22 protein-coding genes are annotated in these 22,131 nt (G+C 66.9%); 14 read left to right on the top strand and 8 right to left on the bottom strand.

The window, feature by feature from the left end; translation table 11 throughout:
- Positions 1 to 66: 66 nt before the first annotated feature.
- Positions 67 to 489: a tautomerase family protein gene (locus H7K45_RS08475; protein ID WP_263995346.1), complete on the top strand. Its 423-nt coding sequence runs from the start codon at positions 67 to 69 to the stop codon at positions 487 to 489.
- 2 nt (positions 490 to 491) lie between these two features.
- The gene (locus H7K45_RS08470) at positions 492 to 1,361 is read left to right on the top strand and encodes an SDR family oxidoreductase (protein ID WP_263995345.1); all 870 of its coding nucleotides are present in this window, start codon (positions 492 to 494) and stop codon (positions 1,359 to 1,361) included.
- 41 nt (positions 1,362 to 1,402) lie between these two features.
- Here the strand turns inward: H7K45_RS08470 and H7K45_RS08465 are convergent, their stop codons facing one another.
- The 4 genes from H7K45_RS08465 to H7K45_RS08450 form a co-directional block, all read right to left on the bottom strand.
- Positions 1,403 to 2,632, bottom strand: a complete 1,230-nt coding sequence (locus tag H7K45_RS08465; protein ID WP_263995344.1) for an MFS transporter — start codon at positions 2,630 to 2,632, stop codon at positions 1,403 to 1,405.
- A 212-nt stretch (positions 2,633 to 2,844) separates the two neighbouring features.
- Positions 2,845 to 3,000 (bottom strand): type II toxin-antitoxin system prevent-host-death family antitoxin, encoded by a 156-nt coding sequence (locus H7K45_RS08460; protein ID WP_263995343.1) that lies wholly within the window; start codon positions 2,998 to 3,000, stop codon positions 2,845 to 2,847.
- A 226-nt stretch (positions 3,001 to 3,226) separates the two neighbouring features.
- Positions 3,227 to 3,754 (bottom strand): hypothetical protein, encoded by a 528-nt coding sequence (locus H7K45_RS08455; RefSeq protein ID WP_263995342.1) that lies wholly within the window; start codon positions 3,752 to 3,754, stop codon positions 3,227 to 3,229.
- 10 nt (positions 3,755 to 3,764) lie between these two features.
- The gene (locus H7K45_RS08450; protein WP_263995341.1) at positions 3,765 to 4,217 is read right to left on the bottom strand and encodes a tautomerase family protein; all 453 of its coding nucleotides are present in this window, start codon (positions 4,215 to 4,217) and stop codon (positions 3,765 to 3,767) included.
- A gap of 120 nt (positions 4,218 to 4,337) precedes the next feature.
- Here H7K45_RS08450 and H7K45_RS08445 point away from each other — a divergent pair, with 120 nt between their 5' ends.
- Entirely contained in the window at positions 4,338 to 7,163 is a 2,826-nt protein-coding gene (locus tag H7K45_RS08445) for an AfsR/SARP family transcriptional regulator (protein WP_263995340.1), read from the top strand.
- A gap of 56 nt (positions 7,164 to 7,219) precedes the next feature.
- Here the strand turns inward: H7K45_RS08445 and H7K45_RS08440 are convergent, their stop codons facing one another.
- Complete coding sequence (locus tag H7K45_RS08440; RefSeq protein ID WP_276069716.1) at positions 7,220 to 7,441, bottom strand: hypothetical protein; 222 nt, start codon at positions 7,439 to 7,441, stop codon at positions 7,220 to 7,222.
- A gap of 618 nt (positions 7,442 to 8,059) precedes the next feature.
- Between H7K45_RS08440 and H7K45_RS08435 the strand changes: the two genes are divergently transcribed.
- The 4 genes from H7K45_RS08435 to H7K45_RS08420 all read left to right on the top strand — a co-directional run bounded on the left by H7K45_RS08435 (position 8,060) and on the right by H7K45_RS08420 (position 11,992).
- The gene (locus H7K45_RS08435) at positions 8,060 to 8,953 is read left to right on the top strand and encodes an SDR family oxidoreductase (RefSeq protein WP_263995338.1); all 894 of its coding nucleotides are present in this window, start codon (positions 8,060 to 8,062) and stop codon (positions 8,951 to 8,953) included.
- 71 nt (positions 8,954 to 9,024) lie between these two features.
- Complete coding sequence (locus H7K45_RS08430; protein WP_263995337.1) at positions 9,025 to 10,404, top strand: mycothione reductase; 1,380 nt, start codon at positions 9,025 to 9,027, stop codon at positions 10,402 to 10,404.
- Positions 10,405 to 10,461: 57 nt separating this feature from the next.
- A complete protein-coding gene (locus H7K45_RS08425; protein WP_308206392.1) occupies positions 10,462 to 10,926 on the top strand; it encodes an ATP-binding protein in 465 nt (154 codons plus the stop codon).
- Positions 10,927 to 11,026: 100 nt separating this feature from the next.
- Complete coding sequence (locus H7K45_RS08420) at positions 11,027 to 11,992, top strand: alpha/beta hydrolase (protein WP_263995335.1); 966 nt, start codon at positions 11,027 to 11,029, stop codon at positions 11,990 to 11,992.
- Positions 11,993 to 12,014: 22 nt separating this feature from the next.
- On the opposite strand, the gene H7K45_RS31470 is transcribed toward H7K45_RS08420, so the two are convergent.
- Both H7K45_RS31470 and H7K45_RS08410 read right to left on the bottom strand, forming a co-directional pair.
- Positions 12,015 to 12,722: a VOC family protein gene (locus H7K45_RS31470; protein ID WP_263995334.1), complete on the bottom strand. Its 708-nt coding sequence runs from the start codon at positions 12,720 to 12,722 to the stop codon at positions 12,015 to 12,017.
- Positions 12,723 to 12,780: 58 nt separating this feature from the next.
- Positions 12,781 to 13,143: a cupin domain-containing protein gene (locus H7K45_RS08410; RefSeq protein WP_263995333.1), complete on the bottom strand. Its 363-nt coding sequence runs from the start codon at positions 13,141 to 13,143 to the stop codon at positions 12,781 to 12,783.
- A gap of 52 nt (positions 13,144 to 13,195) precedes the next feature.
- Here H7K45_RS08410 and H7K45_RS08405 point away from each other — a divergent pair, with 52 nt between their 5' ends.
- The 7 genes from H7K45_RS08405 to H7K45_RS08380 all read left to right on the top strand — a co-directional run bounded on the left by H7K45_RS08405 (position 13,196) and on the right by H7K45_RS08380 (position 19,397).
- Positions 13,196 to 13,894 (top strand): GlxA family transcriptional regulator, encoded by a 699-nt coding sequence (locus tag H7K45_RS08405; RefSeq protein ID WP_263995332.1) that lies wholly within the window; start codon positions 13,196 to 13,198, stop codon positions 13,892 to 13,894.
- A gap of 39 nt (positions 13,895 to 13,933) precedes the next feature.
- Complete coding sequence (locus H7K45_RS31465; protein WP_308206391.1) at positions 13,934 to 14,191, top strand: helix-turn-helix domain-containing protein; 258 nt, start codon at positions 13,934 to 13,936, stop codon at positions 14,189 to 14,191.
- 107 nt (positions 14,192 to 14,298) lie between these two features.
- A complete protein-coding gene (locus tag H7K45_RS08400) occupies positions 14,299 to 15,279 on the top strand; it encodes an alpha/beta hydrolase (protein WP_263995331.1) in 981 nt (326 codons plus the stop codon).
- Entirely contained in the window at positions 15,279 to 16,133 is an 855-nt protein-coding gene (locus H7K45_RS08395; RefSeq protein ID WP_263995330.1) for an SDR family NAD(P)-dependent oxidoreductase, read from the top strand. The genes H7K45_RS08400 and H7K45_RS08395 overlap by 1 nt, the downstream gene beginning before the upstream one ends.
- A gap of 52 nt (positions 16,134 to 16,185) precedes the next feature.
- Positions 16,186 to 17,106 carry a ferritin-like domain-containing protein gene (locus tag H7K45_RS08390; protein ID WP_263995329.1) on the top strand — a complete coding sequence of 307 codons (921 nt, stop codon included), beginning with the start codon at positions 16,186 to 16,188 and terminating at the stop codon, positions 17,104 to 17,106.
- Positions 17,103 to 18,587: a flavin-containing monooxygenase gene (locus H7K45_RS08385; protein WP_263995328.1), complete on the top strand. Its 1,485-nt coding sequence runs from the start codon at positions 17,103 to 17,105 to the stop codon at positions 18,585 to 18,587. The genes H7K45_RS08390 and H7K45_RS08385 overlap by 4 nt, the downstream gene beginning before the upstream one ends.
- A gap of 9 nt (positions 18,588 to 18,596) precedes the next feature.
- Positions 18,597 to 19,397: a MerR family transcriptional regulator gene (locus H7K45_RS08380; protein WP_263995326.1), complete on the top strand. Its 801-nt coding sequence runs from the start codon at positions 18,597 to 18,599 to the stop codon at positions 19,395 to 19,397.
- 61 nt (positions 19,398 to 19,458) lie between these two features.
- Here H7K45_RS08380 and H7K45_RS08375 read toward each other — a convergent pair whose 3' ends face one another.
- Entirely contained in the window at positions 19,459 to 22,056 is a 2,598-nt protein-coding gene (locus H7K45_RS08375) for a helix-turn-helix transcriptional regulator (RefSeq protein WP_263995325.1), read from the bottom strand.
- Positions 22,057 to 22,131 lie beyond the last annotated feature (75 nt).

The raw sequence follows: 22,131 nt of genomic DNA, 5'->3' as shown, positions 1-22,131 counted from the left end.
GCCGCACGAGCGCGCGGGGTTGACTGCAGGGGTACCGACAGTGCCCGACCTCGTCAGGAGCCTTGAATGCCGCTAGCTCGTATCGACCTCATCGAGGGCAAGTCCGCGGAGTACCGCCGCACCATCGCCGATGCCGTGTACGACAAGATGATCGAATGCCTTGGCGTGCCGGAGGATCGGTTCCAGACCATCAGCGAACACAAGGCGGAGAACTTCCTCTTCGATGCCGACTACCTCGGCATCAACCGGTCCGAGAACTGCATCTTCATCCAGCTGATCTTCCTCGACGTCGCGACCCCGGAGCAGAAGGGCGCGTTCTACAAGGCCGTCGTGGATGAGTTGCAGGCGAAGCTGCACGTGCGGCCCGAGGACGTCTTCTTCAACCTGTTGACGGTTCAGCCCGCGGACTGGTCCATGGGGCTGGGGGTGGCGACGTACGTCAGGGGTGTGCCGACCGACCGTCTCGACCCCAACTCGATCGAGAGCTGACCGTGGCCAGCTCAGCCACGCTGAAGAGAGTGATGATCACCGGCGCCGGTACCGGATTCGGGTTCGAAGCCGCGATGCGACTGGCCGAGAAAGGTTTCGACGTGATCGCCGCCGTCGAGATCTACGCCCAGGTCCAGACCCTCAAGCGCCAGGCGGCCGACCGCGGTGTCCCGTTGCAGGTCGAGAAGCTCGACGTGACCAACGACGGAGATCGCCGCAAGGCGTTGGCCTGGGACGTCGAGATCCTCGTCAACAACGCCGGCGTGGGTGAAGGCGGTTCGGTCGTCGACGTTCCCGCCGCGAACATCCGCAACGAGTGGGAAGTCAACATCACCGGGCCACTGCTTCTCACCCAGGGCATCGCCAAGCAGATGGTCACGCGCGGAGCCGGCCGGATCGTCTGGGTATCTTCGCGCGAAGGCCTCAACGTCAACCCGTTCACCGGCATCTACGCCGCCTCCAAACACGCCGTCGAGGCCATCGCCGAGACGATGAAACTCGAATTGCAGGAGTTCGGGATCGAGGTTGCCACCGTCAACCCAGGACCGTTCCTCACTGGCTTCAACGACCGCATGTTCCAGACCTACGAGAGCTGGGAGGACGACCCCGAGCAGCGGCTGTTCGACTACTCCAAGCTCGCGTTCCCGCGCGCTCAGTTCGACCCCGAGCCCGTGTACGCCACCTTGACCGCGGTAGCGGCAGGAGAAGTCGACGCCTACCGCAACCTCGAGCCGAAGTCGATGATCGAGGAGACGAAGAGTCTGATCGAGGCCCCGTGGGGCAAGAAGACGACCGACGGGCTCGGCACCCGACCCGACCAAATCCAGCACTCGTACGACATGGAGCCCGAAACTCCGGTCGCCGATCAATGATGGACGGTGACGGCGCGGCCGGCTCGTGCGTGGTGGGGACGCTATGGGGCACGGTCTTGGACGGAGTGGATGATCGTGGCCTGTGGTGGCACCCGCGACGGAAAGGACTTCCGCGCCAACAACACCACCGAGAGTCCGAGACCGACGAGGGTTGCGCTGACCCAGGGCAGTCCACCGAGCCCGACGAGCGGCATTAGTGCTGCGCCGAGGGCGGCTCCGCCGGCGATGCCGATGTTGGCGCTGGAGTTGATCCAGGCGCCGGCAAGTTCTGGGGTGGCGACATTGATTCGCACCGCGCTGGCTTGGTAGATCGACGGCACACCGCCGAACGCAGCGCTCCACACCGCAGCGGCCGCGCACACCGCGGCCAGCCGCGAAAACCCAACGCCCAGAACCGCAACTCCGATGATGACGAGGGCCAGGATCACGATGGAGGTGCGGCGCGGACGGCGGTCCAGGGAATGCGCGGCGTAGGTGAGCCCGACCAAGCCGCTGATGCCGCACATCAGGAGTAGTGGTCCGATGAGCGCCGGGCGCGCTCCGGCGCCGAGGAACACCAGGCTGATGAAGGTGTACAGCGTGAACTGGCCGAGGAAGGTCAGCGTGTTGGAGGCCACGACGACGGCGAGCGCCGCTCGTGCACCGGCGGTCGACGGGGGCCGGTCGGGGCGGTCATTGGGTACCGGGGGCAACAGTTTGGCGACCAACGCCAGCGTCAGGAACGACAGGGCGGCGAGGACTGCAAAGGACGTTCGCCAGCCCAACGCGGTGCCCAGCGACGTCGACGAGGGGACGCCGAGCACGAAGCCGGCGGTGGCGCCGCTGGCGACGATGACGAGTGCGCGACCGGTGTGCGCGCCGGGTACCAGGCGCGGCGCGTACCCGATGCACAACGAGAAGAACAGTGCGTGCGTGAGGCCGCCCAGTGCCCGCCCTGTCGCCAGGACCACGAAGGTTGGCGCAAGAGCCACCAGGACGTTGCTCAGGGCATAGCAGGACAACGTGGCCAGCAGAAGGGGTTTGCGGGGGGATCGTGTGGTCGACAGGGTCAGCGGGACCGCGAAGACGGCGACCATGGCGGCGTAGAGGCTGATGAGGAGACCGGTGGCCGAGCCGGCTATGCCGAACGATTCCCCGATCGCGGGAAGCAAGCCCACCGGCAGCATCTCGGTGGTCACCGCCAGGCACGAGGCCGCCGCGAGCGACAGCAGGCCCGCTAAGTGCGGTCGCAAACCGTCAGCAGGTTGGTCGACGGGCACGGGATGGCGCACCGAGGTGAAGATACCCAGGCAGCACACCGACAAACGAGGGTCGTTTCGGAGAGACCCTGCCGCGGCGCGGGCCGAATGCAGCAACCGCGCCGCCGCCCGCGATGATGTATGCGGGCGTGAGCATGTGACTACCCCGACCCTGTCGTCAGGGTCTCGCTGACGGGCGTTGGTTCGCTTCGGGCGCACGGGCCCAAGGGGCTAATCCGCCGCCCTCACCGGTTGGTCAGCCGGGCGTACTCGGCGACACTGACCAGGACGGCGACCTGCTCACCGTCGTCTGCGATGAATGCCGGCTCGCCCGTGGCTACGACCTCGGCAACCGCCGACCTCAGCGTCCATCGCAAATCTCGAAGGTCGTGAGTGTTCATAACGCACTTCGCCATGCCCGTGAAATGGTCGGTGACATATTCCCCCCAGAATCGTTCGACACATTCGCGCCGTTTCTGGGTCCGATCGTAGCGACTCGGGAATACAGGTGTATTGGTGATGGGTCTTGCGCGACGGGGTGCCGTTCGCAGGTGCCTGTGGAAGCCGACGCATTCTGGGACGCCACCGCCATCGGTTTCGCGGTGTTCTAGTGGGGACTTGAGCCGTTCACCTCAGGGGCCTCACCGGGTAGTCCTCGAGCAGCTGCCGCTGCCGGTCGGCCAACAGGCTGACGAACTCCTCCAGCAGAACCGACTGCTGCTCGATCCGCACGACTGCATCCCTCGGCCGCGCGGCCTCGAGCAATATGCGGTCGAGTGGCCTGAAGGCCTCCCGCAGGTCAGCCCACACCAGACACCGCGCCAAGGTGCGCACCCGTTCGAGGTGTTCGGCCATCTCCACCCGGAATCCGCCATACCCGTCGACGCTCTCGAGGAGCCGGTTGGCCTCCTCGAACCGCTGCACGGCGGGCCCGTCGGAAACCACCTGTGTCAGCGCGTACCGGAAAGCGCTCAACCGTCCCAGCGCGCCAATCAACACGTCGCGAAACTCCCGCAGTGACACCAGCTCGGCGTCGCGGCGGCGCTGGGCGGCTTGAAGTTGGGCCGCGTAGCGGGTGGCGCCGCGGGCCACCAGTGCGCCGGTGAGGACGACGACGGCTCCGATGACCGCGGTGAGCAGGGGGGTGCCCGTCATCTCCGCGTGATCATGCCGTGGCCGGCCGGGCGGCATCGGCGAAGCGTTCGGGCAGTTTGTCGGCCAGCGCCTGGAACCACGCAGCCTCGGCCTCGGGGAACGGCTCGGGCATCATGATGCCGGCCTCCATCGCCCAGCCATTTGGCGTGTCGGAGACGACGATCAGCACGTGGTCTTCGGGGCTGCCGGTGACCTCGACGGCCAGCTCGTGTAGCCGACGCATGATCTGGCGGCGTACCACCTCGCTACGGCCGTAACGGATCCCGCCGCTGATGACGATCGACGGCTCGACCTTGCCCGCGGTGTACATCAGACCCAGTGGCAGCGGGGTGAACGCGACGCGGATGAAGGGCTCTGGGGCGCCGGTCTCGTCATGGTGGACGGTGGTGATGCCGGTGGCGATCCGCTCACGCTGATCGTCGGTGAGATCGATTCCGGCGGTGACGCACTGATATACGGGCATGACGCTCTCTTCTCCTTGGTTCCGCGCCGGGTTCGGTCGCGATGTGCCCCCACCGTCGCAGCCCCAGCTCCAATCTCGCTCCAACCCCACTCCACCTCGCTCGCCGCTAGGTTCGAGAGCATGCGAGTGCGTGACCTCGGCGCGTTGACGGTGACCGTGGACGGGGTCGACCGTCCGGTGGCCGGCTCGCGGGCGGCGGCGATCCTCGCCTTGCTCGTGATCAACGTCAACGAACGGGTGTCGGTGCAGGCGCTACTCGATGCCACATGGGGGGACCGCGCCACCGACGCGACGGTGTCGACGCTGGAGTCACACGTATGGCGATTGCGGCAACTGCTCGAACCGCACCGCGGGCAACGACAACCGCCGGCCGTGCTCGTCAACGAGAACACCGGCTACCGCCTGGTTGCCGACGGTCACGCGGTTGACTCGCTGTCGTTCGGACAGATCGGCCGCGACGCCGGTGACCTATTCGCCGCCGGACGAGCCGAGGCCGCGATCGCCCGCGCCGAGGAGGCGCTGCAGCTGTGGCGCGGTCAGCCTTATGGCGCCCTTGGCGAGCAGTCATGGGCGCAACCCGCTGTCGCACGCCTGGAGGAACTGCGCCGCCACATCGGAGAGATCCGCCTCGACGCGCTGATCGCTGCCGGCCGATTCGAGCAGGCGCTGGCCGACCTCGAGACGATGGTCGCCGACGCGCCGTTCCGGGAGCGGCTGCGGGCCCAGCAGATGCTGGCGCTCTACCGCGGTGGCCGCGCGGAGGAGGCGCTGGCCGTGTTCCAACGGACCCGCGCGGTGCTCGTGGACGAACTGGGCACCGAACCCGGTCCCGAACTACGCGATCTGCATGCTCGAATTCTCGACCAGGACTCCAGCCTCGCCGGCACACCGCGGGCCGCTCCGATCGTGCTGTCGCTCAACCACGTTCACCTTCCGGCAACCCTGACTCCGTTGGCGGGGCGTGAGAGCGATCTAGCCCAGGTGAGCGCCCTGCTCGAGTCGAACGCATTGGTCACCCTGACCGGAGCTGCCGGCATCGGGAAGACACGACTGGCCGTCGAGGTCGGTCGCGCCGCCGCCGGACGCTTTCCCGACGGCGTCTGGTTCGTCGACCTGGCCGCGGTGACCGACACCGCGCTGGTGGTCGACGCGGTCGTGTCGACCCTGGGTATTGCGTCCTCGCCAGCCTCCACCCCACTAGAAGACCTTGCGCACTACGGCCGCGGCCGTGACGTGCTCATCGTTCTCGACAACTGCGAGCACGTCGTGGCGGCAGTGGCGACCCTCGCAACAGCTGTGCTGGGCCATGGTGACGGGCGCTGCACGCTGCTGGCCACCAGCCGCACACCCTTGGACGTCGACGTCGAGGTAACGTGGACCGTTGCGCCCCTGGCCATTTCGGGATCGCCCGAAACCTCTCGCGACGGGCCGGCGGTGCAGCTGTTCCTCGACCGGCTGCGCCGGGTGGACCCTGCGCTTGCCATCGACGACGAGGTGCGCGCGGCCGCCGGCGACATCTGCGCCGCCGTCGACGGCTTGCCGCTGGCCATCGAACTCGCCGCGGCCCGTGCCCGCAGCCACAGTCTGCACGACGTCCGGAAGCAGTCCCAGGCCGACGTCGGCGCGTGGGGTCGCACCGGTCACCGCGAGACGTTGCGGTCGGCGATCGACTCGAGCCACGCCGCGCTCGACTCGGTCGCAGCGCTGGTGCACCGTCGTCTCGCGGTCCTGCCGGGGTCGTTCACCACGGCTGCAGCGACAGCGGTGGCGGGTGACCTCGCCGCGGCAGAGGTCGACGACGCGCTGGCGACGCTGGTGCACCACTCGATGCTGACGTCGACGGCCACCCGTGAGCCCAGTGGCCACACCGTGTTTCGTCAGCTCGCCACCGTCCGCGCCCACGCCGCGCACACACTGCGGGAACACGATGACGCCGACTCTGCAGCCGAGCGCCGCGATCAGTGGACCGCGCAGCTCATCGCGTCGCGCCCACGACTGGGGAGGGCCGGTGAGCACGCGTGGTTCGACGCGCTCGACGACGACGACGCGACGGTGCGAGCCAGCTTGGCCGGCATGCTGCTGAACCGCGCGGATCCCGGTGCGGCCCGGCTGTGCGCGCCGCTGGGCTTCTATTGGTACTTCCGAGCCCGAATCACCGAGGGCGCACGGTGGTTGGGCCTGGCCCGCGACGCCGCCGACGGGCACCACCGCGCCGACTGGACGGCGGCGACCGTGGCGCTGGCGTCGGCTTTCGCGGCGCAAGGACGCGTCGAGTCGGCGCGGCCCCTTGTTGGGGAGGCGCTTGGGCGGTTGGGTGCACTCCCGGACGACGCTCTGGTCGACGTCGGCGAGAGTCTCGTCATCCTGGGCGCCGCGCTCTGGGTGCACCCCGACGTCGAGCTGATCACCGAGGTCCACGCGGCGCTGCAGCAGCTCGCGGCCCGCAGTACCGACCCCGAGCTGCAACTGTTCGCCGACATCCAGGCCTGCAGTGTGACCGCGCTGGGCGGCGGACTGGCCGCAGCGGCCGCACGGGCCGAGGAGTTGCACGACGCCGCCGTCCTCGTCGGCAATGATGCTGCCGCCTGGCTGAGCGCAGCCACCCCCATGACGGCCGCGGTGCTGCACGACGATCCCGAGCGTGGCATCGTCTGGGTGCGCAGGGTCATGCAAGCGCACCTGGCCGCCGGCGGAACGTCGTCTGCAGGAATGTTCATCGAAAACCGCGCCAACTACGAAACCCAACGAGGCTCCCACCAACAGGCTGCGCGACTCTACGCCGCCGCACGCGCGCACACCCGACGGGCCGCCATGGTGTGGCCGCGCCGACCCGTAACCGCTGATCTACTGGCGACGACCCGAAAGTCGTTGTTGCCCAGCGTTTTCGAAGAAGCCTGGCAAAACGGCGAGACGTGGCAACTCGCCGACGTCCTCGCCGTGGATTAGCTTGCGGAACGGCCACCGCAGCGTGATGCCGCGGTGGCCGTTGCGCGAGGCGGCCGTCAGAACGTGGGAACGAAGACGCCGTTCAGCCACACTCCCCAGTGGTTCCAACCCCGGTCCCAGATCTGCGGGTTTCCGTCAGCCCAGATCGGGTCGACGGGCCGCGGAGGGGCGTAGGGGGGCGGCGGCGGCATCGGTTCGGCGGAGGCCGATCCGGCTTCTCCCATGATGCCGACCGAAAGTCCGCCGAACATCGCTGCGCCGGCAACGGACTGAGACATTCTCACTGCGGGGCTCCAATTCTTCAGGTGACCCGCGTGTGATCGGGCTGGGGTGCAGTTAGCCCGAATCGGTGATCGCCTAGACCCGCCGGTGCGGTTTGCCATTGATCGGCAACCTATGAATTCACGTAGGCAAGGGACCGTCCTCGCCGTATCGTGACGTTGCCAGGAAGCGTGCGTACCCGGTCGGTCTTTGCAGGGCGCTGGGCACCATCACCAAGAGACCCGGGATGATCGACGCCGAACGATCAGCCGGGCCAAGAACCGATCCCTTATCGGATCATATTGTTGCACATGGGGATCGACGATGGTCGGTGCACTTCTGACACGGGTGGGTTCGTCACCTGGAGCGCCGCGGGCACACGCACGGCGGCGTTACCCAGGCGGCGACGCCGCGTGACCTTCATCTCCTCGCGCAGACAATGCGGGAGGGCTTTGGCCGATAGCGTTGTCGCGCAAACTATTACGAACGGGCCTCATTATTGGAGTGGTATTGCCTAATCGGTGGCGCGCGGGGTGAGGTTCGGAATCGGCAGTGCAGGGTCATCACGGGTCGACGATCCCAGCCTCGTCGTGACCGCCACGGATTCGACGAGCCGTGCACACCAAGGAGTCAAGATGAGCGATCAGTACACGTTTCGCGACCCCAGTCAGATGTATGCCGACTTCGCGCCCCAAGAGGTGAGTCAGCCAGGAGCCGGACTGGATTCGGGTCTACGTGACCCCGCCGACCTCGGGGCCGACACCTACCGTGGGTCGGGGCGCTTGCGAGGCCGCAAGGCACTCATCACCGGAGGCGATTCTGGAATCGGTGCAGCCACCGCAATCGCCTACGCCCGCGAGGGTGCCGACGTCGCGATCTCCTACCTGGCCGAGGAGGAATCCGACGCTGATGCCGTCGCGAAACTCGTCACCGCCGCCGGCCAGAAGGTGGTCAAGATTCCCGGCGACGTCACCGACGCCGCTCATTGCCGATCCATGGTCCAGACCGCGGTCGACGGTCTCGGTGGTTTGGATGCCGTCGTGGTCAACGCTGGGAAACAACAATTCGTCGAACGCATCGAGGACATCAGTGACGAGGAGTTCGACGCCACCGTCAAGACCAACGTCTATGCCATGTTTTGGATCGTCAAGGCAGCGATCCCACACCTGCCGCCCGGGTCGACCATCATCGGTTCCTCGTCCATCCAGGCCTATGCACCGTCGCCGCACCTCATCCACTACGCCATGACGAAGGCGTCCATCAACACCTTCTTGAAGGGACTGTCTCAGCAGGTCGCCGACCGAGGCATCCGGGTCAACGTCGTGGCGCCCGGACCGGTGTGGACGCCGTTGCAAACCGCGGGCGGCCAACCCACCGAGCAACTTCCCGAGGTGGGCGGACAGACTCCGCTGGGACGGTGGGGCCAACCCGCCGAATTGGCCCCCGCGTACGTGTTCTTGGCATCGGCGGAGTCCAGTTTCGTCGTGGGAGAGACGCTGCACGTCAACGGTGGGATGCCCACTCCGTGACCGACCAAGCGACCGATGCTTCCTTGACGGCCGCAGGTTTAGCCTTGTCCCTTTGCTGGGAAGTAAGGCTCATGACGCATTTTGATCTGGCCGTTATCGGCGCTGGCTCCGGCAACAGCGTCATCACCGACGAGATGGCCGAGTGGAGCATCGCGTTGGTGGAACAGCGTCGCGCCGGCGGTACGTGTCTGAACTACGGTTGCATCCCGTCGAAGATGTTGGCGTTCACCGCTGAGGTCGTCGACGCGGTCGACGCGGCCCAGCAGTTCGACGTCGACGCCACCTTAGAAGGCTTGCGGTGGAGGGATGTTCGCGACCGGGTGTTCTCCCGCACCGATGCCGCCTCCGACGACGGGCGTACGGGACGGCAGGAGTCGGAGAACATCACCTACTACGACGGTCACGCCACGTTCACGGGACCGCGCCGATTCACCGTCACCGACGCCGAGGGCAAGGTGGAGGAAGTCACCGCCGATCGCGTCGTCGTCGCCGCCGGCGGCCGCCCGACGGTACCCGCAGCGGTGGTGAAGTCGGGTTTGCCATACGAGACGTCGGACACGATCATGCGCATCGACGCCGTGCCGCGCCGGCTGGCGGTGCTGGGTGGGGGTTACATCGCCGCCGAACTGGCCCACGTGTTCGCCGCCGCGGGGAGTCAGATCACCATCGTCGACGCCGCGGACATGCTGTTGGGCGGCCCGCAGGACGACGACGTCCGTTCGACGTTCACCACGCTGATGCGTGGACGGCACGATCTGCGGCTCGGTACCGAGTTGAGCAGCTTGCGGGGATCGGCAGGTGACCTTCAGCTCCTGCTGACCGACGGAAGCACCGTAGAGGCCGACGTACTCCTGGTCGCCGTGGGTCGCACGCCCAACGGCGACCGGCTGAACCTGGCCTCGGCGGGCGTCGACGTCGACGACGACGGCCACATCGTGGTGGACCGATCGTGCCGCACCAGCGCAGACGGCGTATTCGCCCTCGGTGACGTGAGCGAGGGAGTCCCACTCAAGCACGTGGCCAACCGCGAAGCCGAGGTGGTGTCCCACAACCTCCTGCACCCAGAACGCTTACGCACCATCGGCGATGCCGAAGTCCCCTCGGCGGTGTTCGCGTCGCCACAGATGGCGTCGGTGGGCCGCACCGAACGCGAGTGTCGCGATCGCAAGGACGAATACCGTGTGGGGCGTGCGGCGTATTCGGAGGTGGCCTACGGGTGGGCCATGCAAGATGACGACGGGTTCTGCAAGGTACTCGTCGATGCGACGACTGGACTCATCCTGGGCGCGCACGTCATCGGGCCTCAGGCTGCCACCCTCATCCAGGTATTCGTCGTCGCCATCGAATTCGGTATCCCTGCAGCGGATCTCGCACACCGCCCCTACTGGGCACACCCAGCGCTCACCGAAGTCATCGAGAACGCCCTCCTGGACGCACCGTCGGTCACCTGAGTGGCGCATTCTCACCTACGACGGCGAGGCGATATATAAAACGCCTCGTCAACGGGTATGAGCACAACCATGGTCGTCACTCACCCGACTCATCCGATCTGCACCGGCGACCTCACCGGCACCGGGACAGCCAACCCTCAAACGGTGAGCGACCTCGCCGACACCCTTCGTCGGTGGCTGGCCGAGCGCCTGCATCTCGACCGGCGACGACACGCCGACGTCGTCCTGGCCGCCTATGAAGCACTGGCCAACAGCGCCGACCACGCCTACCGCGACCATGACCACCACGGAACGGTGACGCTGCAGGCTACCCACGACGCACCTACCCACACCGTTCAAATCTGCATCACCGATCACGGCAGTTGGGTGGAGGATCAGCCTCCGCTGCCGCAATCGTCCCGCGGCCGTGGCCTGTTGCTGATGCGCACCCTTGCCGATGACATCACCGTCAATGGCCGTCTCGACGGCACTACGGTCTGTCTGCACTTTCACGATTGCCCACCGGTACCGCAGTCTGCGTGACGGATTACCCCGCGGCGCGCGGGTCGCTCAAAACCGCTCTGCAGTAGGTATTTTCCCGCCTGGTCGGACCGCCGAGCGCGCACGGGGTTAGTGTCGTGTCGTGCCCTTGAGTCCACTCACCGAGATCGCCAATATCCTGATGGCTGCAGCGCCGCCCCCCGGTTCTGCCCCCGAGCCCGCAGTGGGAGACGTCGCCACGCGTCGGGACAACACCGCGGCGATGTTCACCGCCCTGGCATCGTCGATGGAGGCTCCTACCGACGTCGAGGTGAGCCGGTACGACCTCACCGCGTCCGACGGGACGGTGCTACCGCTGACGTGGTACCGGCCCGTCGAGGACGGGGGTGCGAGCGCGGCGCTGCTCTACCTTCACGGCGGCGGGATGATCGTCGGCCTCGAGCCGACGGCTCCGGTGTACGACATCGTTGTCCGGCAATACGTTTCGCGGTCGAGAGTGCCGGCCCTGGTGGTGGACTATCGGGTGGCTCCCGAACATCCCCACCCCACTCCGGTGGAGGATTGTTACGCCGCGCTGCAATGGCTCGAAGCGCACGCCGCCGAGCTGAACGTCGACCCGACGCGCCTTGCGGTCGGTGGCGACAGCGCGGGCGGCGGCCTCGCGGCAGGTGTCGCGCTGCTCGCCAGGGATCGCAACGGCCCCCGGCTCGCGCTGCAACTGCTGATCTACCCCATGCTGGACGACCGCACCGTGGTACCCGACCCACAACTTCCGCGGGAGTTCCTGGTGTGGAACTACGAGGACAACGTCACGGGCTGGGGAGCGCTGCTCGGCGACGCTGCTGGCGGCAGTGACGTCTCCCCGTACGCTGCGCCAGCACGCGCGGCGGACCTGGCTGGTCTGCCGCCGGCCTACATCGACGTCGGCGACTTGGACGTCTTCCGCGACGAAGACATCGACTACGCCCGCCGCCTGCTCGCGGCTGGCGTGCCCACCGAATTGCACGTCTTCGCCGGTTGCCCACACGGTTTCGAGGTAATGGCCGCCGATTTACCGGTGTCGCGCCAAGCATTCGACAACCGGGTCCGGCGCCTCGCGGCGCTCTGAACCCCACGCGGTCGAGCAAGACTCACTTCTCGTAGTGCAGGCCCGTCGCCGGATTACGGTCGGTCACGCAGTACGTGAGGACGCCGTCGAGCACGGTCCAGATCGGGTTCACCTGAAGAACCCGCGCACCCGCGGCGACGTGTCTTTCGGTCTCGGCAGCGCGATCCGACACAGCCCAGTCGATGTGCGCGCGTACCGAACCGGTGGGTTCGCCGAGCCTCTGCAAAATGATCCGCAGGGGAGCACCGGGTGGACGAATGAGGAAGGCGTACTCGTCCAGCCCCGGAATCGTCTGCGTCTCCCACCCGGTCAGGGTGCTCCAGAAGGTCGACTCACTGTTCCAGTGCTCCTGCGGAATGTCGATCGAGATCTGGTCGACCATACTCGTATGTGCGCCGGGCCATTGGCTCGGCGCGGACGTGTCGGGCTTCCGATCATCGACGAGTTGAAACGGAAGGCCGCCTGGGGATCGGCCCACTAGTCGCTCATCGCCTTCGTCGATGCTGCCACCCAGCCGTCGGACCTCGCCGACGGCGGTTCCGACATCCGGGACGTGTACACCGAGGTGCACGCCGCTAGGCCCTGAGTTCAGCCGTCGGGCACTGAGGAAGCCGCCGTCGACGGACAACGAGTATCCGGTGAGCTCGTTCCATAGCGTGAGTCCGGCGTCGTAGTCGTCGTCGGTGAAAGTCAGGAACGCACTCACCCAGGTGTCATCGTCGCTTGCCACGTCGCGATGATCATCGACCTCCAGGGCGTTGACCACCCTTAGAATTGGCGTGCGCCGATCAGCGGGCGTCGAGGTGGCGCCCGCTCCAGTCGGGTTTGCCGCCGGCGGCGTTCGACGTGACCGACGGACCGACGATCAAGAAGCGCGCCTCCGTCGTGGCCACCGGTCGATGCTCGACCCCTCGGGGCACCACGAACAGGTCGCCTGGACGCAGCGACACCACGCGGTCGCGCAGATGCACGTCGAGACTCCCGTCGACGAGCAGGAACGTCTCGTCCTGGTCGTCGTGATGGTGCCAGTTCGTGGAGCCGATCCCCTTCGCAACCTTGAACAGGTTGCCGTTGGCTTCCGCCACCACACGTTGGGACCAGTGTTCGGTGAGCGTCTCGAGTTCATCGGCAAGGGTGATGCGCTGATTCATCACTCGACGCTATGGCCGAACCGACCGACCGTGGAAGTGGTAGGAATGCTGCATGTCGCAAGATTCCTACGCCGCCTCGACACGGCGTCGTCGGCCGCACGCGGTCGCGTTGCTGGTCGACGAAGGGTCGAATCCCTTCGAGATGAGCTGCGCCATCGAAGTGTTCGGGGCTCGGCGCCGCCCTCAACTCGGATTCGAGCCGTATCGGGCGTGGATCGCGTCGCCTGCCGGCTCGGTTCCGATGAGGGACGGCCTATTCAGCCTGACGGGTGCCGAGGACATCGCGTCCCTCGACCGCGCGGACACCATCATCGTACCGAACCGACCCGACGTCGATTCGAGCAGTCGCCCTTCGGTGATCGAGGCGATACGACGAGCCCACCGACGCGGTGCGCGGCTCATCGGCTTGTGCACCGGCGCCTACACCCTGGCCGAGGCCGGTCTCCTCACCGGCCGGCGCGCGGCCGTGCACTGGCTGCTCACCGAGGACTTCTCCAGACGTCACCCGGACGTTCGGGTCGAACCCGACGTCCTGTTCGTCGACGATGACGACATCCTCACCTCGGCGGGCAGTTCGGCTGCGCTGGACTTGGCACTGCACGTGGTCCGCAAGGACTGGGGTGCCGAGATCGCCAACCACGTCAGTCGTCGCCTCGTGTTCAGCACGTTCCGCGACGGCGGTCAGACGCAGTTCGTCGAACGCCCCTTGCCCGAGGCGACGACGGTGCCGCTCGCCGCAACTCTGCGCTAGGCAACTGAACGACTCGATGAACCGCTGGGCATTCGCGAATTGTGTGCACACGCCAACGTCGGGACCACGACACTGCACCGTCGCTTTCGCGACGAACTCGGCACCACGCCGTTGAAATGGCTTACGATGCAACGTATTCAGCACTGCCGCCGGCTTCTCGAGACCACCGACTTGCCCCTCGACGGTATCGCCCACCTGAGTGGACTTGGCACGTCGGCGAATGTGCGTGGCCTGATGAAACGGCATACCGGCTTGAGCCCGTCGGCCTATCGACGGCAGTTCACCGCGCGTGAATAGGCCATCGGGCGCGCGAAGCCGATCGGACCATTGCGACCGGCGGTCACAATGTCCACAGTACAAAGTGTGACATTGACAAATGTCACCATTGGTGGTCGTCTAGTGGGGTGACGACCACCGAGGTGCCGCATCGCACCACCTTGCGTGCCGTGGCGTCGGCGACGCTGACGCGCTGGACGCTGGGGTGCCTGACGAGCGTGATTCCCGCCAATGAACCGGGCGTCTGGTTCGGGCGCGGGCTGATCGCCACCATCATGGCCGCCGGTGGTTCCCTGCCGGCCGGAACGACGGTCATCCCGGTCCGCACGCCACGGGTACGCGGGGAATGGGTCCTGGGGCCCGGGGTCGAGTTCGGTTCGCGGGCAGGCTTCTACGTACACGGAAGTGCCTTCGTGCTCTGCTCCACCGCCACCCATCGCAAGCTCGTCGCCAGGCTGTCGGAGGCGACGGGGCTGCCGTTCTTCGTCATCGACTACCGATTGGCGCCGAGGCATCGCTTTCCGACCGCCGCCGAGGACGTCGAAGCCGGCTACCGGTGGCTGCTCGAGCAGGGGTACCGCGGATCCGACGTCGTGGTCGGGGCGGATTCCGCGGGCGGACACCTCACCTGCGACATGTTGCTCGCCCACGCCCACGACGCCGCATTTCAGCCCGCCGCGGTGGCCCTGTTCTCCCCGCTGATCGACCTGACCATGGCACTGGCCAAGCAGCAGGAGAAGACCCGACGCGACCCGGCGATGTCGGCTGACGCGGCAGCCAAGATGATCGGGCTCTACACCCGTGGCCAGGACCCGCTGCACGTGCGGCTGCGGCTGAGCTTCGCCGACGCCCGCCTGCTACCGCCAATGCTGATCCAGGTCGGTGGGTTCGAGATGCTCAGCGCCGACGCGCGATACCTGCACGCCGAGCTCCAGAAGTCCGGCGGCCGAAGCAGTTTGGAGGTCTGGCCGGGCATGGTGCACGTCTTCCAGGCGCTACCAAGAGTGGCGCCGGAGGCGACCGCGGCGCTGCAACGAACGGCCGCCTTCCTCGCCGAACACCTAGCCGGCGGTCCACACCGGGCCGATGAACTTCGGGAGATGGCCTGATGCTCGGAATTGGCACCGCGCTCATTACGTGGCGTGGCCCGAGGCGCACCACCGCTGCCAATGCGGTGATCACAGGCGCGGGAAGCGGTATCGGACGCGCGTTCGCACTCGAACTGGCCCGGCGGGGAGGCCAGATCGTATGCGCCGACATCAACCTGGAACGGGCTGCGGAGACAGTCGCGCTGATCGAGGCGCTGCCCAGTGGGACCGGGCACGCCGTGCAGTGCGACGTGTCCGACCGCGCCGCGGTCGAACTGCTGGCCAAACAGGCGCAGCAGATATTCGACGGGCCGCCGACGCTGGTGATCAACAACGCCGGCGTCGGGATCGGCGGAAAACCGGTCGGCGACATCGGATTCGACGACTGGGACTGGGCGCTGGGCATCAACCTGTGGGGCGTGGTGTACGGCTGCGAACTGTTCACGCCGATGCTGCGCGAGGCTGGACGCGGCGGCATCATCAACGTGGCCTCAGCTGCCGGCTTCGCAGCCGCCCCGTCGATGGCCGCCTACAACGTCTCCAAGGCCGCCGTGATGTCGCTGTCGGAGACCCTGTCTGCGGAACTGGCGGGCACCGGCGTTGCAATCACGGTGCTGTGCCCGACCTTCGTGAAGACCAACGTCTTCACCGACGGCCGCATCACCCCGGCCTCGATGAATTTGAGCCAGCAGCTGGCCCGGCTCACCGGGCTGTCGGCCGACGACGTCGCCGTGCGCACCCTCGACGCCCACGATCGTGGCCGGCTCTACGTCGTTCCGCAGCTCGACGCCACCGTCATCTGGCACCTCAAGCGCCATTTTCCCGCCCTCTACGTTCGCGGCGCCGGACTGCTCGGCCGCGTGCTTCCCAGCTGATCGAACCGCCCCGACTCACTCATCGAACCGCACCACCTGAAGGGACTCGCTCATGGCGATGGATATGGACAACATGCTGCAGAAGATCAAGGACAAGCAGTGGGCCTTGGTCGACATCGATTGGGACGCACCGGGTGCCGAGCTCATCGACGACGAACTGTGGGCCAAGCTCAAACCGTTCATCACCGACCTGATGTGGATCGAGAACGTCGGCGCCCGCGGGTTCGCCGCGCTGGCCAAGAAGGCCCCCACCCCGACGCTCAAGAGCATCTACGAGCACTTTCACGCAGAAGAACAGAAGCACGCCAACGCCGAACTGGCTCTGATGCGCCGCTGGGGGATGTTGGAGGACGACGAGATCCCACCGCCGAGTGTCAACGTGCAGCTGGTCATCACGTGGCTGGACAAGTTCTCCGACGGCATGTCGCTGTCGATCCTGGGTACGGTCATCCCGATGCTCGAGGTGGCGCTGGACGGTGCGCTGATCAAGTTCATCACCGACGAGGTCAAGGACCCGGTGGCCCAGGAAGTCTTCAAGCGGATCAATTCCGACGAATCCCGCCATTTGGCAGTCGATTTCGAGGTGATGGACATCTTGGGCCATGCGACCGTGCGCAAACTGGCCGTGGAGTTCGTCGGCAGCTGGATGAACCCAGCACTTCTCATCGGCACCCTGAGCTACTTCCCGCTGCTGAACAAGATGCGCGACAACATCGTCGACATGGGCGTCGACGAGGAGAAGCTGTACCAGGCCATGCGTCGGTTCCGCAGTGTCGGCGAGCGAAGCGAGTTCGTGCACCGGGTGCCCATGTATCGCTTCATCTCCTGGCACAGCAAGAAGGTCATCGACCGTAGTTCGAAGTACCACTGGTTGGCGGACTCGCTGGTGAAGGTCACGGGCGCCATCCCGATGCCGCTGGTGCGTTACACCCCGACGTGGACCGAAGAGCTCACCTACGAGCCGGTCGCATGAGCCTCGACGTCGCCATCATCGGCGCCGGGTTCGCGGGCATCGGCGCCGCGATCCGGCTGAAGGAGCAGGGGGTCGCCAACTTCGCCCTCTTCGAACGCGACACCCGCGTCGGCGGCACCTGGCGGGACAACACCTATCCCGGTGCGGCATGCGACATCCCGTCGCGGCTCTACTCCTACAGCTTTGCGCCCAACCCCCGGTGGTCCCGGACCTACTCGGGCAGCGCCGAGATTCTCGGCTACATCGACGAGATGGTCGAATCTGCCGGGCTGGCCCCCCGCATCCGTTTCGATCACACCGTCACCGGGTTGGTCTACGACCAGGCTGAGGGGGAATGGACGGTAGAGCTCCAGGGCCGCGAGCCGGTACGCGCGCGCACCGTAATCGTGGCCTCCGGTCCGCTGGCCAATCCCAGCCTGCCCGACATCGACGGCGTCGACGTGTTCGAGGGCAAGAAGATCCACAGTGCCCGTTGGGATCACGACTACGACTTCAGCGGCAAGAAGGTCGCCGTCATCGGCACCGGTGCCAGCGCGGTGCAGATCGTCCCCAAACTGGTCGAGACCGCCGAGTCGGTGAAGGTGTTTCAACGCACGCCGGGTTGGGTGCTGCCACGAGTCAACGGCCGTACGTCCGACTGGACCAAGCGGCTCTACGCGAAGTCGCCCGTGGCGGAGAAAGCCGTACGGGGGGCGTGGTTCTGGGGTCACGAATCAGTGGCCCTCGGCGTGGTGTGGGACAGCCCGTTCACCCGCGTGGTGGAAGCGCTCAGCAAGGCCAATCTGCGCCGCCAGGTCAAGGATCCGTGGCTGCGCCGGCAACTGACACCGGACTTCTCGGCGGGGTGCAAGCGGCTACTCATGACGAGCAATTACTACCCGGCGTTGCAGGCGGACAACTGCAAACTCGTCACCTGGCCGATCGCCCGCTTGTCGGCGAGGGGAATTCGCACCGTCGAGGGCATCGAGCACCAATTCGACGCCATCGTGTTCGCCACCGGTTTCGAGGTGTCCAAGGCCGGCACGCCGTTCCCGATCTCGGGCATCGACGGCCGAGACCTGGCCTCGGAATGGAGCAAGGGCGCGTACGCCTACCGCAGCGTCGCCGTGTCGGGATATCCCAACCTGTTCTTCACCTTTGGACCGAATTCCGGCCCCGGCCACAGCTCGGCGCTGGTCTACATGGAAGCCCAGATCGACTACATCACCGGGGCGATCACGAAGCTGCTCCGGTTCGGGTGGACCGCACTCGACGTCCGCCCCGACGCGCAGGCCCGCTACAACGACGACATGCAGCGCAGGCTGCAGTCGACCACGTGGAACTCCGGATGCCAAAGCTGGTACCTCACCGAGGACGGCTTCAACGCCACCATGTTTCCCGGTTTCGCCACCCAATACGTCAACCAGCTCAAGACGCTGGACTTGGCGGACTACAAGATCACCGCGACCCAACTCAACGGTGCACCGGTGTTGACCGCCTAACATGCGAACATGACCGAGTACCGGATCGACGACCTCGCACGGGAGGCGGGGACCACGACCCGCAACGTGCGCGTCTACCTGGACAGCGGTCTACTGCCCCGACCCCAGCGCCGCGGCCGCACCGCGATCTACACCGACGAGCACCTCACCCGTCTGCAGGCGGTCATCCGGTTGCTGGGGCAAGGCTTCACCGTCAAGCACATCTTGAAGTTCATCACCGGGGTTCAGCGCGGGCAGGGGCTGGTCGAGGTGCTCGACCTCGACGACCTCGGTGGACTGGTGACCGAGCCCTTCTCGCGGGCGAAATCCCTCACGATGACCCGGGCGCAACTCGAAGCCAGACTGGGGGAGCTTCCGGACGGGACGGTGAGGCAGCTGATCGCCGACGACATCATCGAACCCGCCGAGGACGGGCATTCATACCTCGTCCGCGATGGTGGCCTCGTCGACGACTTCGCCAAGCTGGTCTCCCGCGGCATGCCGTTGTCGGGCATCCTGGCGACCAACGCGGTGGTCGACCACACACTCGACGAGGCCGCCCGCGCGTTGTCCGGTGCCGCCCACGCCGAGGTGGTCCGACAACGCGGGACGGGCTGGTATCCCGGCGACGACGCCGAGCTGGCGTGGGCAGCCGACCTCGTGGACGTGATGCGTCGGGTCGCCCGCCGACGCGCCCACGCCAGCCTGGACCGCGCACTCGACCAGGCAACGCGAATGCAATTACGGCAGTACAAGGAACAGCACGACGACACAACGGCAAAAGCCTCCGGCAACGGACCCGGCACGTCGGACACCGCACCTACCCCCTAGCAACCTAAGACGTACCGGCGCAATCGGTTCGAGACGTTGCCACGGGTGAGCCTCGACCGCGTCAGGTGTCGGCGAGGGCACCGAGGCCAGCCCGCCCGGTAACGCCGGCCTTGTTGCTGGCACGGTAGATGTGACTTTCCACGGTGCGTACCGACAGTGATTGGATGTCGGCGATCTGGCGGTTGGTCAACCCTTGAGCAACGAGCACCACGATTTCGCGCTCGCGGTTGGTGAAGGGCGCAGAAAATTCGGCGGTGACGATGGCGGGGCTGGTGGCCTGTCCGCAGAGCGCGGCCAGGTGTCTCGCGCGCCCGGCGGCGGTGGTGGCGCTGCCTGCTCGACCGGCCCGCCGATGCGACGTCGCCGACTGGGCCGCAGCGTCGGCCGCGGCCAGCCGATCGCCCATCGACTCCCACAGCTCAGAGACCGCCTCCAGACCCGTCGCGTCATCGCTGCTCAAGGCCTCGGCATACTGGGCGGCCACCGTGGCGCGCACGGTCCCCACCCGCTCGGCGAGTTCGGTCAGCCGTTCGGCGGCGTCGGTGTCGTCGAGCTGGACGGCCGTCTGCAGGCACCACACTTCCCGTGCCCACTGCTGGTGGTCGCGGGCGACGTCGGCCGCGGTGAGCGCCAGGGCGCGCGCATCACCGAATCGTGATCGGGCTGCGGCGATCCAGGCCTCGGCGATGAGATCGGCTGAGTCGTAATAGTGGTACGCCGGTGGTCGGCACTCACGGGCAACGGCCAGCGCCCGCTCCGCGGAATCCACTTCGCCTACCCGAGCCAGCGCCTGCGCGCGCATCAATTCGAAACGGGGAAAACTGTTGGTGGCGTGGAATCCTCGTCCGCTCCAGCAACTCGGATCCGGTTGGGCGGGCAGGTGCTCGAGAGCCGCGCGAAGATCCCCGGCGGCCAGATGAGCCATACCTTGGATCTGTTGGGCGACATAGCACATCGTCGTGTCGCGCCCGTATTGACTGCGGGCGAACTGCTGCGCGACCGCCAGGGCCTCGCCGATGCGTCCCGACACCGCCAGAGCACTGGCATGGACCTCTGTGAGGGGGCCGTGCAAGTGCGCGCCCTCGATGGTCGCCTCCAACGCTCGCGCGGACACCGCGATGGCGGTGGCCACCTGATCCAACTGGCCCAGGTCCCCGTGTGCCATGCACCTCGGGATGCAGGCCATCGCCGTGCCGTAGGGATCGAGCTCCCGGTCGTCGACCTGCTCCAAGGTCTGCAGCACCTCCAGGGTGCGCCCCGCCAGTGCCAGCTGATTGGCCCGGAACACCAGGATCTGCGCACGCCGTTCGCCGGTCTCGGTCATCAGGGCGTGCTCGACGATTTGCCGCGCCTTCTCCGGGTTGCGTTTGGCCCACAGCTCGTTGGATGCACGCAACACCACTTCGTTGCGGAACCCGGGACCCACCTCCCCTTGGCGCGGCGCTTGGGAGAGGACGTCGTCGGCTGATTCGCCGTCACCCATCATGAACAGAGTCCACGCCCGCAACACGTGCGCTCGCGGCCCCACTCCGGCCTCGGCTGCGGCGGCGAACAGTCGCTCGGCCAGGTCGAAGTCGAGCAGGGAGTTCGCCGCACCGCCCGCGGCCGCCAGCAGCTCGGGCCGCAGGGCCAGATCCGACTCCAACCACAGCAAGCCCCGTTTGACCAGTACCGCAGCGCTGCCGCCTTCGCCCATCGCCGTGGCCACCCGCCCGCGCAGCCGTGCCAAGCGCACCGCACCGCAGCGCGTGCGCCGGATCTCGGCGAACAGAGGATGCCCCAGGTAGACCTGCTCACCCGCAAGGCGGATCAACCCACGTTGCTCGGCTTCCTCCACGGCGTCTTGCTCTGCCAGCAGTGAAAGCCAGCGGCGGTCGAGGGGCTCGGCGACGGCGATCGTGTCGATCACTTCCAACACCGGCTCTCGCAGCGCACCGACCTGTCGCTCCACGAGGTCGGCCAGCGACCCGCTCACCACCACGTCCCCGCTCCACCGCAGCGCCCCGTCCGCAACTGCCAACCGTCCGGCGTCGGCCTCCTGCCCGGCCAGTTGCCGGACGAATAGCATGTTCCCGCCGGTCAACGTCCAGAACCGGGCACTGCAGCCGCCGTCGGGTGGCGCCCCGAACGCTGCCGCCAGCACCGCGTCCATTCGCTCGCGCGACAGCGTCATGACCTCACGCCACACGACGTGTCCGTTCTTGCCTAGCTCGTGCAGGGCAGCCGGCGTCGGCTCGCCGGTGCGTAGTGTCATCACCACCCTGGCCGTCCCGGAGTCCACCAGGTGCTTGACGACGAGAACCGACAAGTCGTCGAGCAAATGCGCGTCGTCGACGACCAGCAGCAGCCGGCCCACGTCGCTGCCCGCGACAACCGCCTCTCCCACCCGGCGGACCAGCGCCGCCTCACCCCCTCCGACGTCGTCGGTCCACTGGGCGCACGCCCCCAACGGCACATGCTGACTGGTTGCGGTCGCGCTGATCCTCCGCACGGTCCATCCGCGAGCGGCGGCGCGCTCGGCCGCCTCCCACGCCACCCGGGACTTGCCGACACCCGCCCCTCCGGTCAGGGCGAGCCCGCTCACCCCAGACTCTTCGAGTACCGCCATCACCTCATCAAGCAGGTCGTCACGCCCCGCCAGGGGCCACGTCCGCGACATCACCGAAGATTAGCTGTAAGTGCCAATCCACGAGGCGTCGTCGGGCTGGCCGTCATGGTTCCGCCGCCAGCGGTC

Origin of the sequence: Mycobacterium yunnanensis (assembly GCF_025823185.1) — a bacterium.
Taxonomy (GTDB): Bacteria; Actinomycetota; Actinomycetes; order Mycobacteriales; family Mycobacteriaceae; genus Mycobacterium; species Mycobacterium yunnanensis.
The sequence above is the reverse complement of the archived record's forward strand: the minus strand, read 5'-3'. Positions and strand labels throughout refer to the sequence as shown.

Coding starts and splice junctions, on each gene's coding strand:
- H7K45_RS08475 (WP_263995346.1), top strand. CDS start 67: ATGCCGCTAGCTCGTATCGACCTCATCGAGGGCAAGTCCGCGGAGTAC.
- H7K45_RS08460 (WP_263995343.1), bottom strand. CDS start 3,000: ATGAACACTCACGACCTTCGAGATTTGCGATGGACGCTGAGGTCGGCG.
- H7K45_RS08455 (WP_263995342.1), bottom strand. CDS start 3,754: ATGACGGGCACCCCCCTGCTCACCGCGGTCATCGGAGCCGTCGTCGTC.
- H7K45_RS08450 (WP_263995341.1), bottom strand. CDS start 4,217: ATGCCCGTATATCAGTGCGTCACCGCCGGAATCGATCTCACCGACGAT.
- H7K45_RS08445 (WP_263995340.1), top strand. CDS start 4,338: ATGCGAGTGCGTGACCTCGGCGCGTTGACGGTGACCGTGGACGGGGTC.
- H7K45_RS08440 (WP_276069716.1), bottom strand. CDS start 7,441: ATGTCTCAGTCCGTTGCCGGCGCAGCGATGTTCGGCGGACTTTCGGTC.
- H7K45_RS08435 (WP_263995338.1), top strand. CDS start 8,060: ATGAGCGATCAGTACACGTTTCGCGACCCCAGTCAGATGTATGCCGAC.
- H7K45_RS08430 (WP_263995337.1), top strand. CDS start 9,025: ATGACGCATTTTGATCTGGCCGTTATCGGCGCTGGCTCCGGCAACAGC.
- H7K45_RS08425 (WP_308206392.1), top strand. CDS start 10,462: ATGAGCACAACCATGGTCGTCACTCACCCGACTCATCCGATCTGCACC.
- H7K45_RS08410 (WP_263995333.1), bottom strand. CDS start 13,143: ATGAATCAGCGCATCACCCTTGCCGATGAACTCGAGACGCTCACCGAA.
- H7K45_RS08405 (WP_263995332.1), top strand. CDS start 13,196: ATGTCGCAAGATTCCTACGCCGCCTCGACACGGCGTCGTCGGCCGCAC.
- H7K45_RS08395 (WP_263995330.1), top strand. CDS start 15,279: ATGCTCGGAATTGGCACCGCGCTCATTACGTGGCGTGGCCCGAGGCGC.
- H7K45_RS08390 (WP_263995329.1), top strand. CDS start 16,186: ATGGCGATGGATATGGACAACATGCTGCAGAAGATCAAGGACAAGCAG.
- H7K45_RS08385 (WP_263995328.1), top strand. CDS start 17,103: ATGAGCCTCGACGTCGCCATCATCGGCGCCGGGTTCGCGGGCATCGGC.
- H7K45_RS08380 (WP_263995326.1), top strand. CDS start 18,597: ATGACCGAGTACCGGATCGACGACCTCGCACGGGAGGCGGGGACCACG.
- H7K45_RS08375 (WP_263995325.1), bottom strand. CDS start 22,056: ATGTCGCGGACGTGGCCCCTGGCGGGGCGTGACGACCTGCTTGATGAG.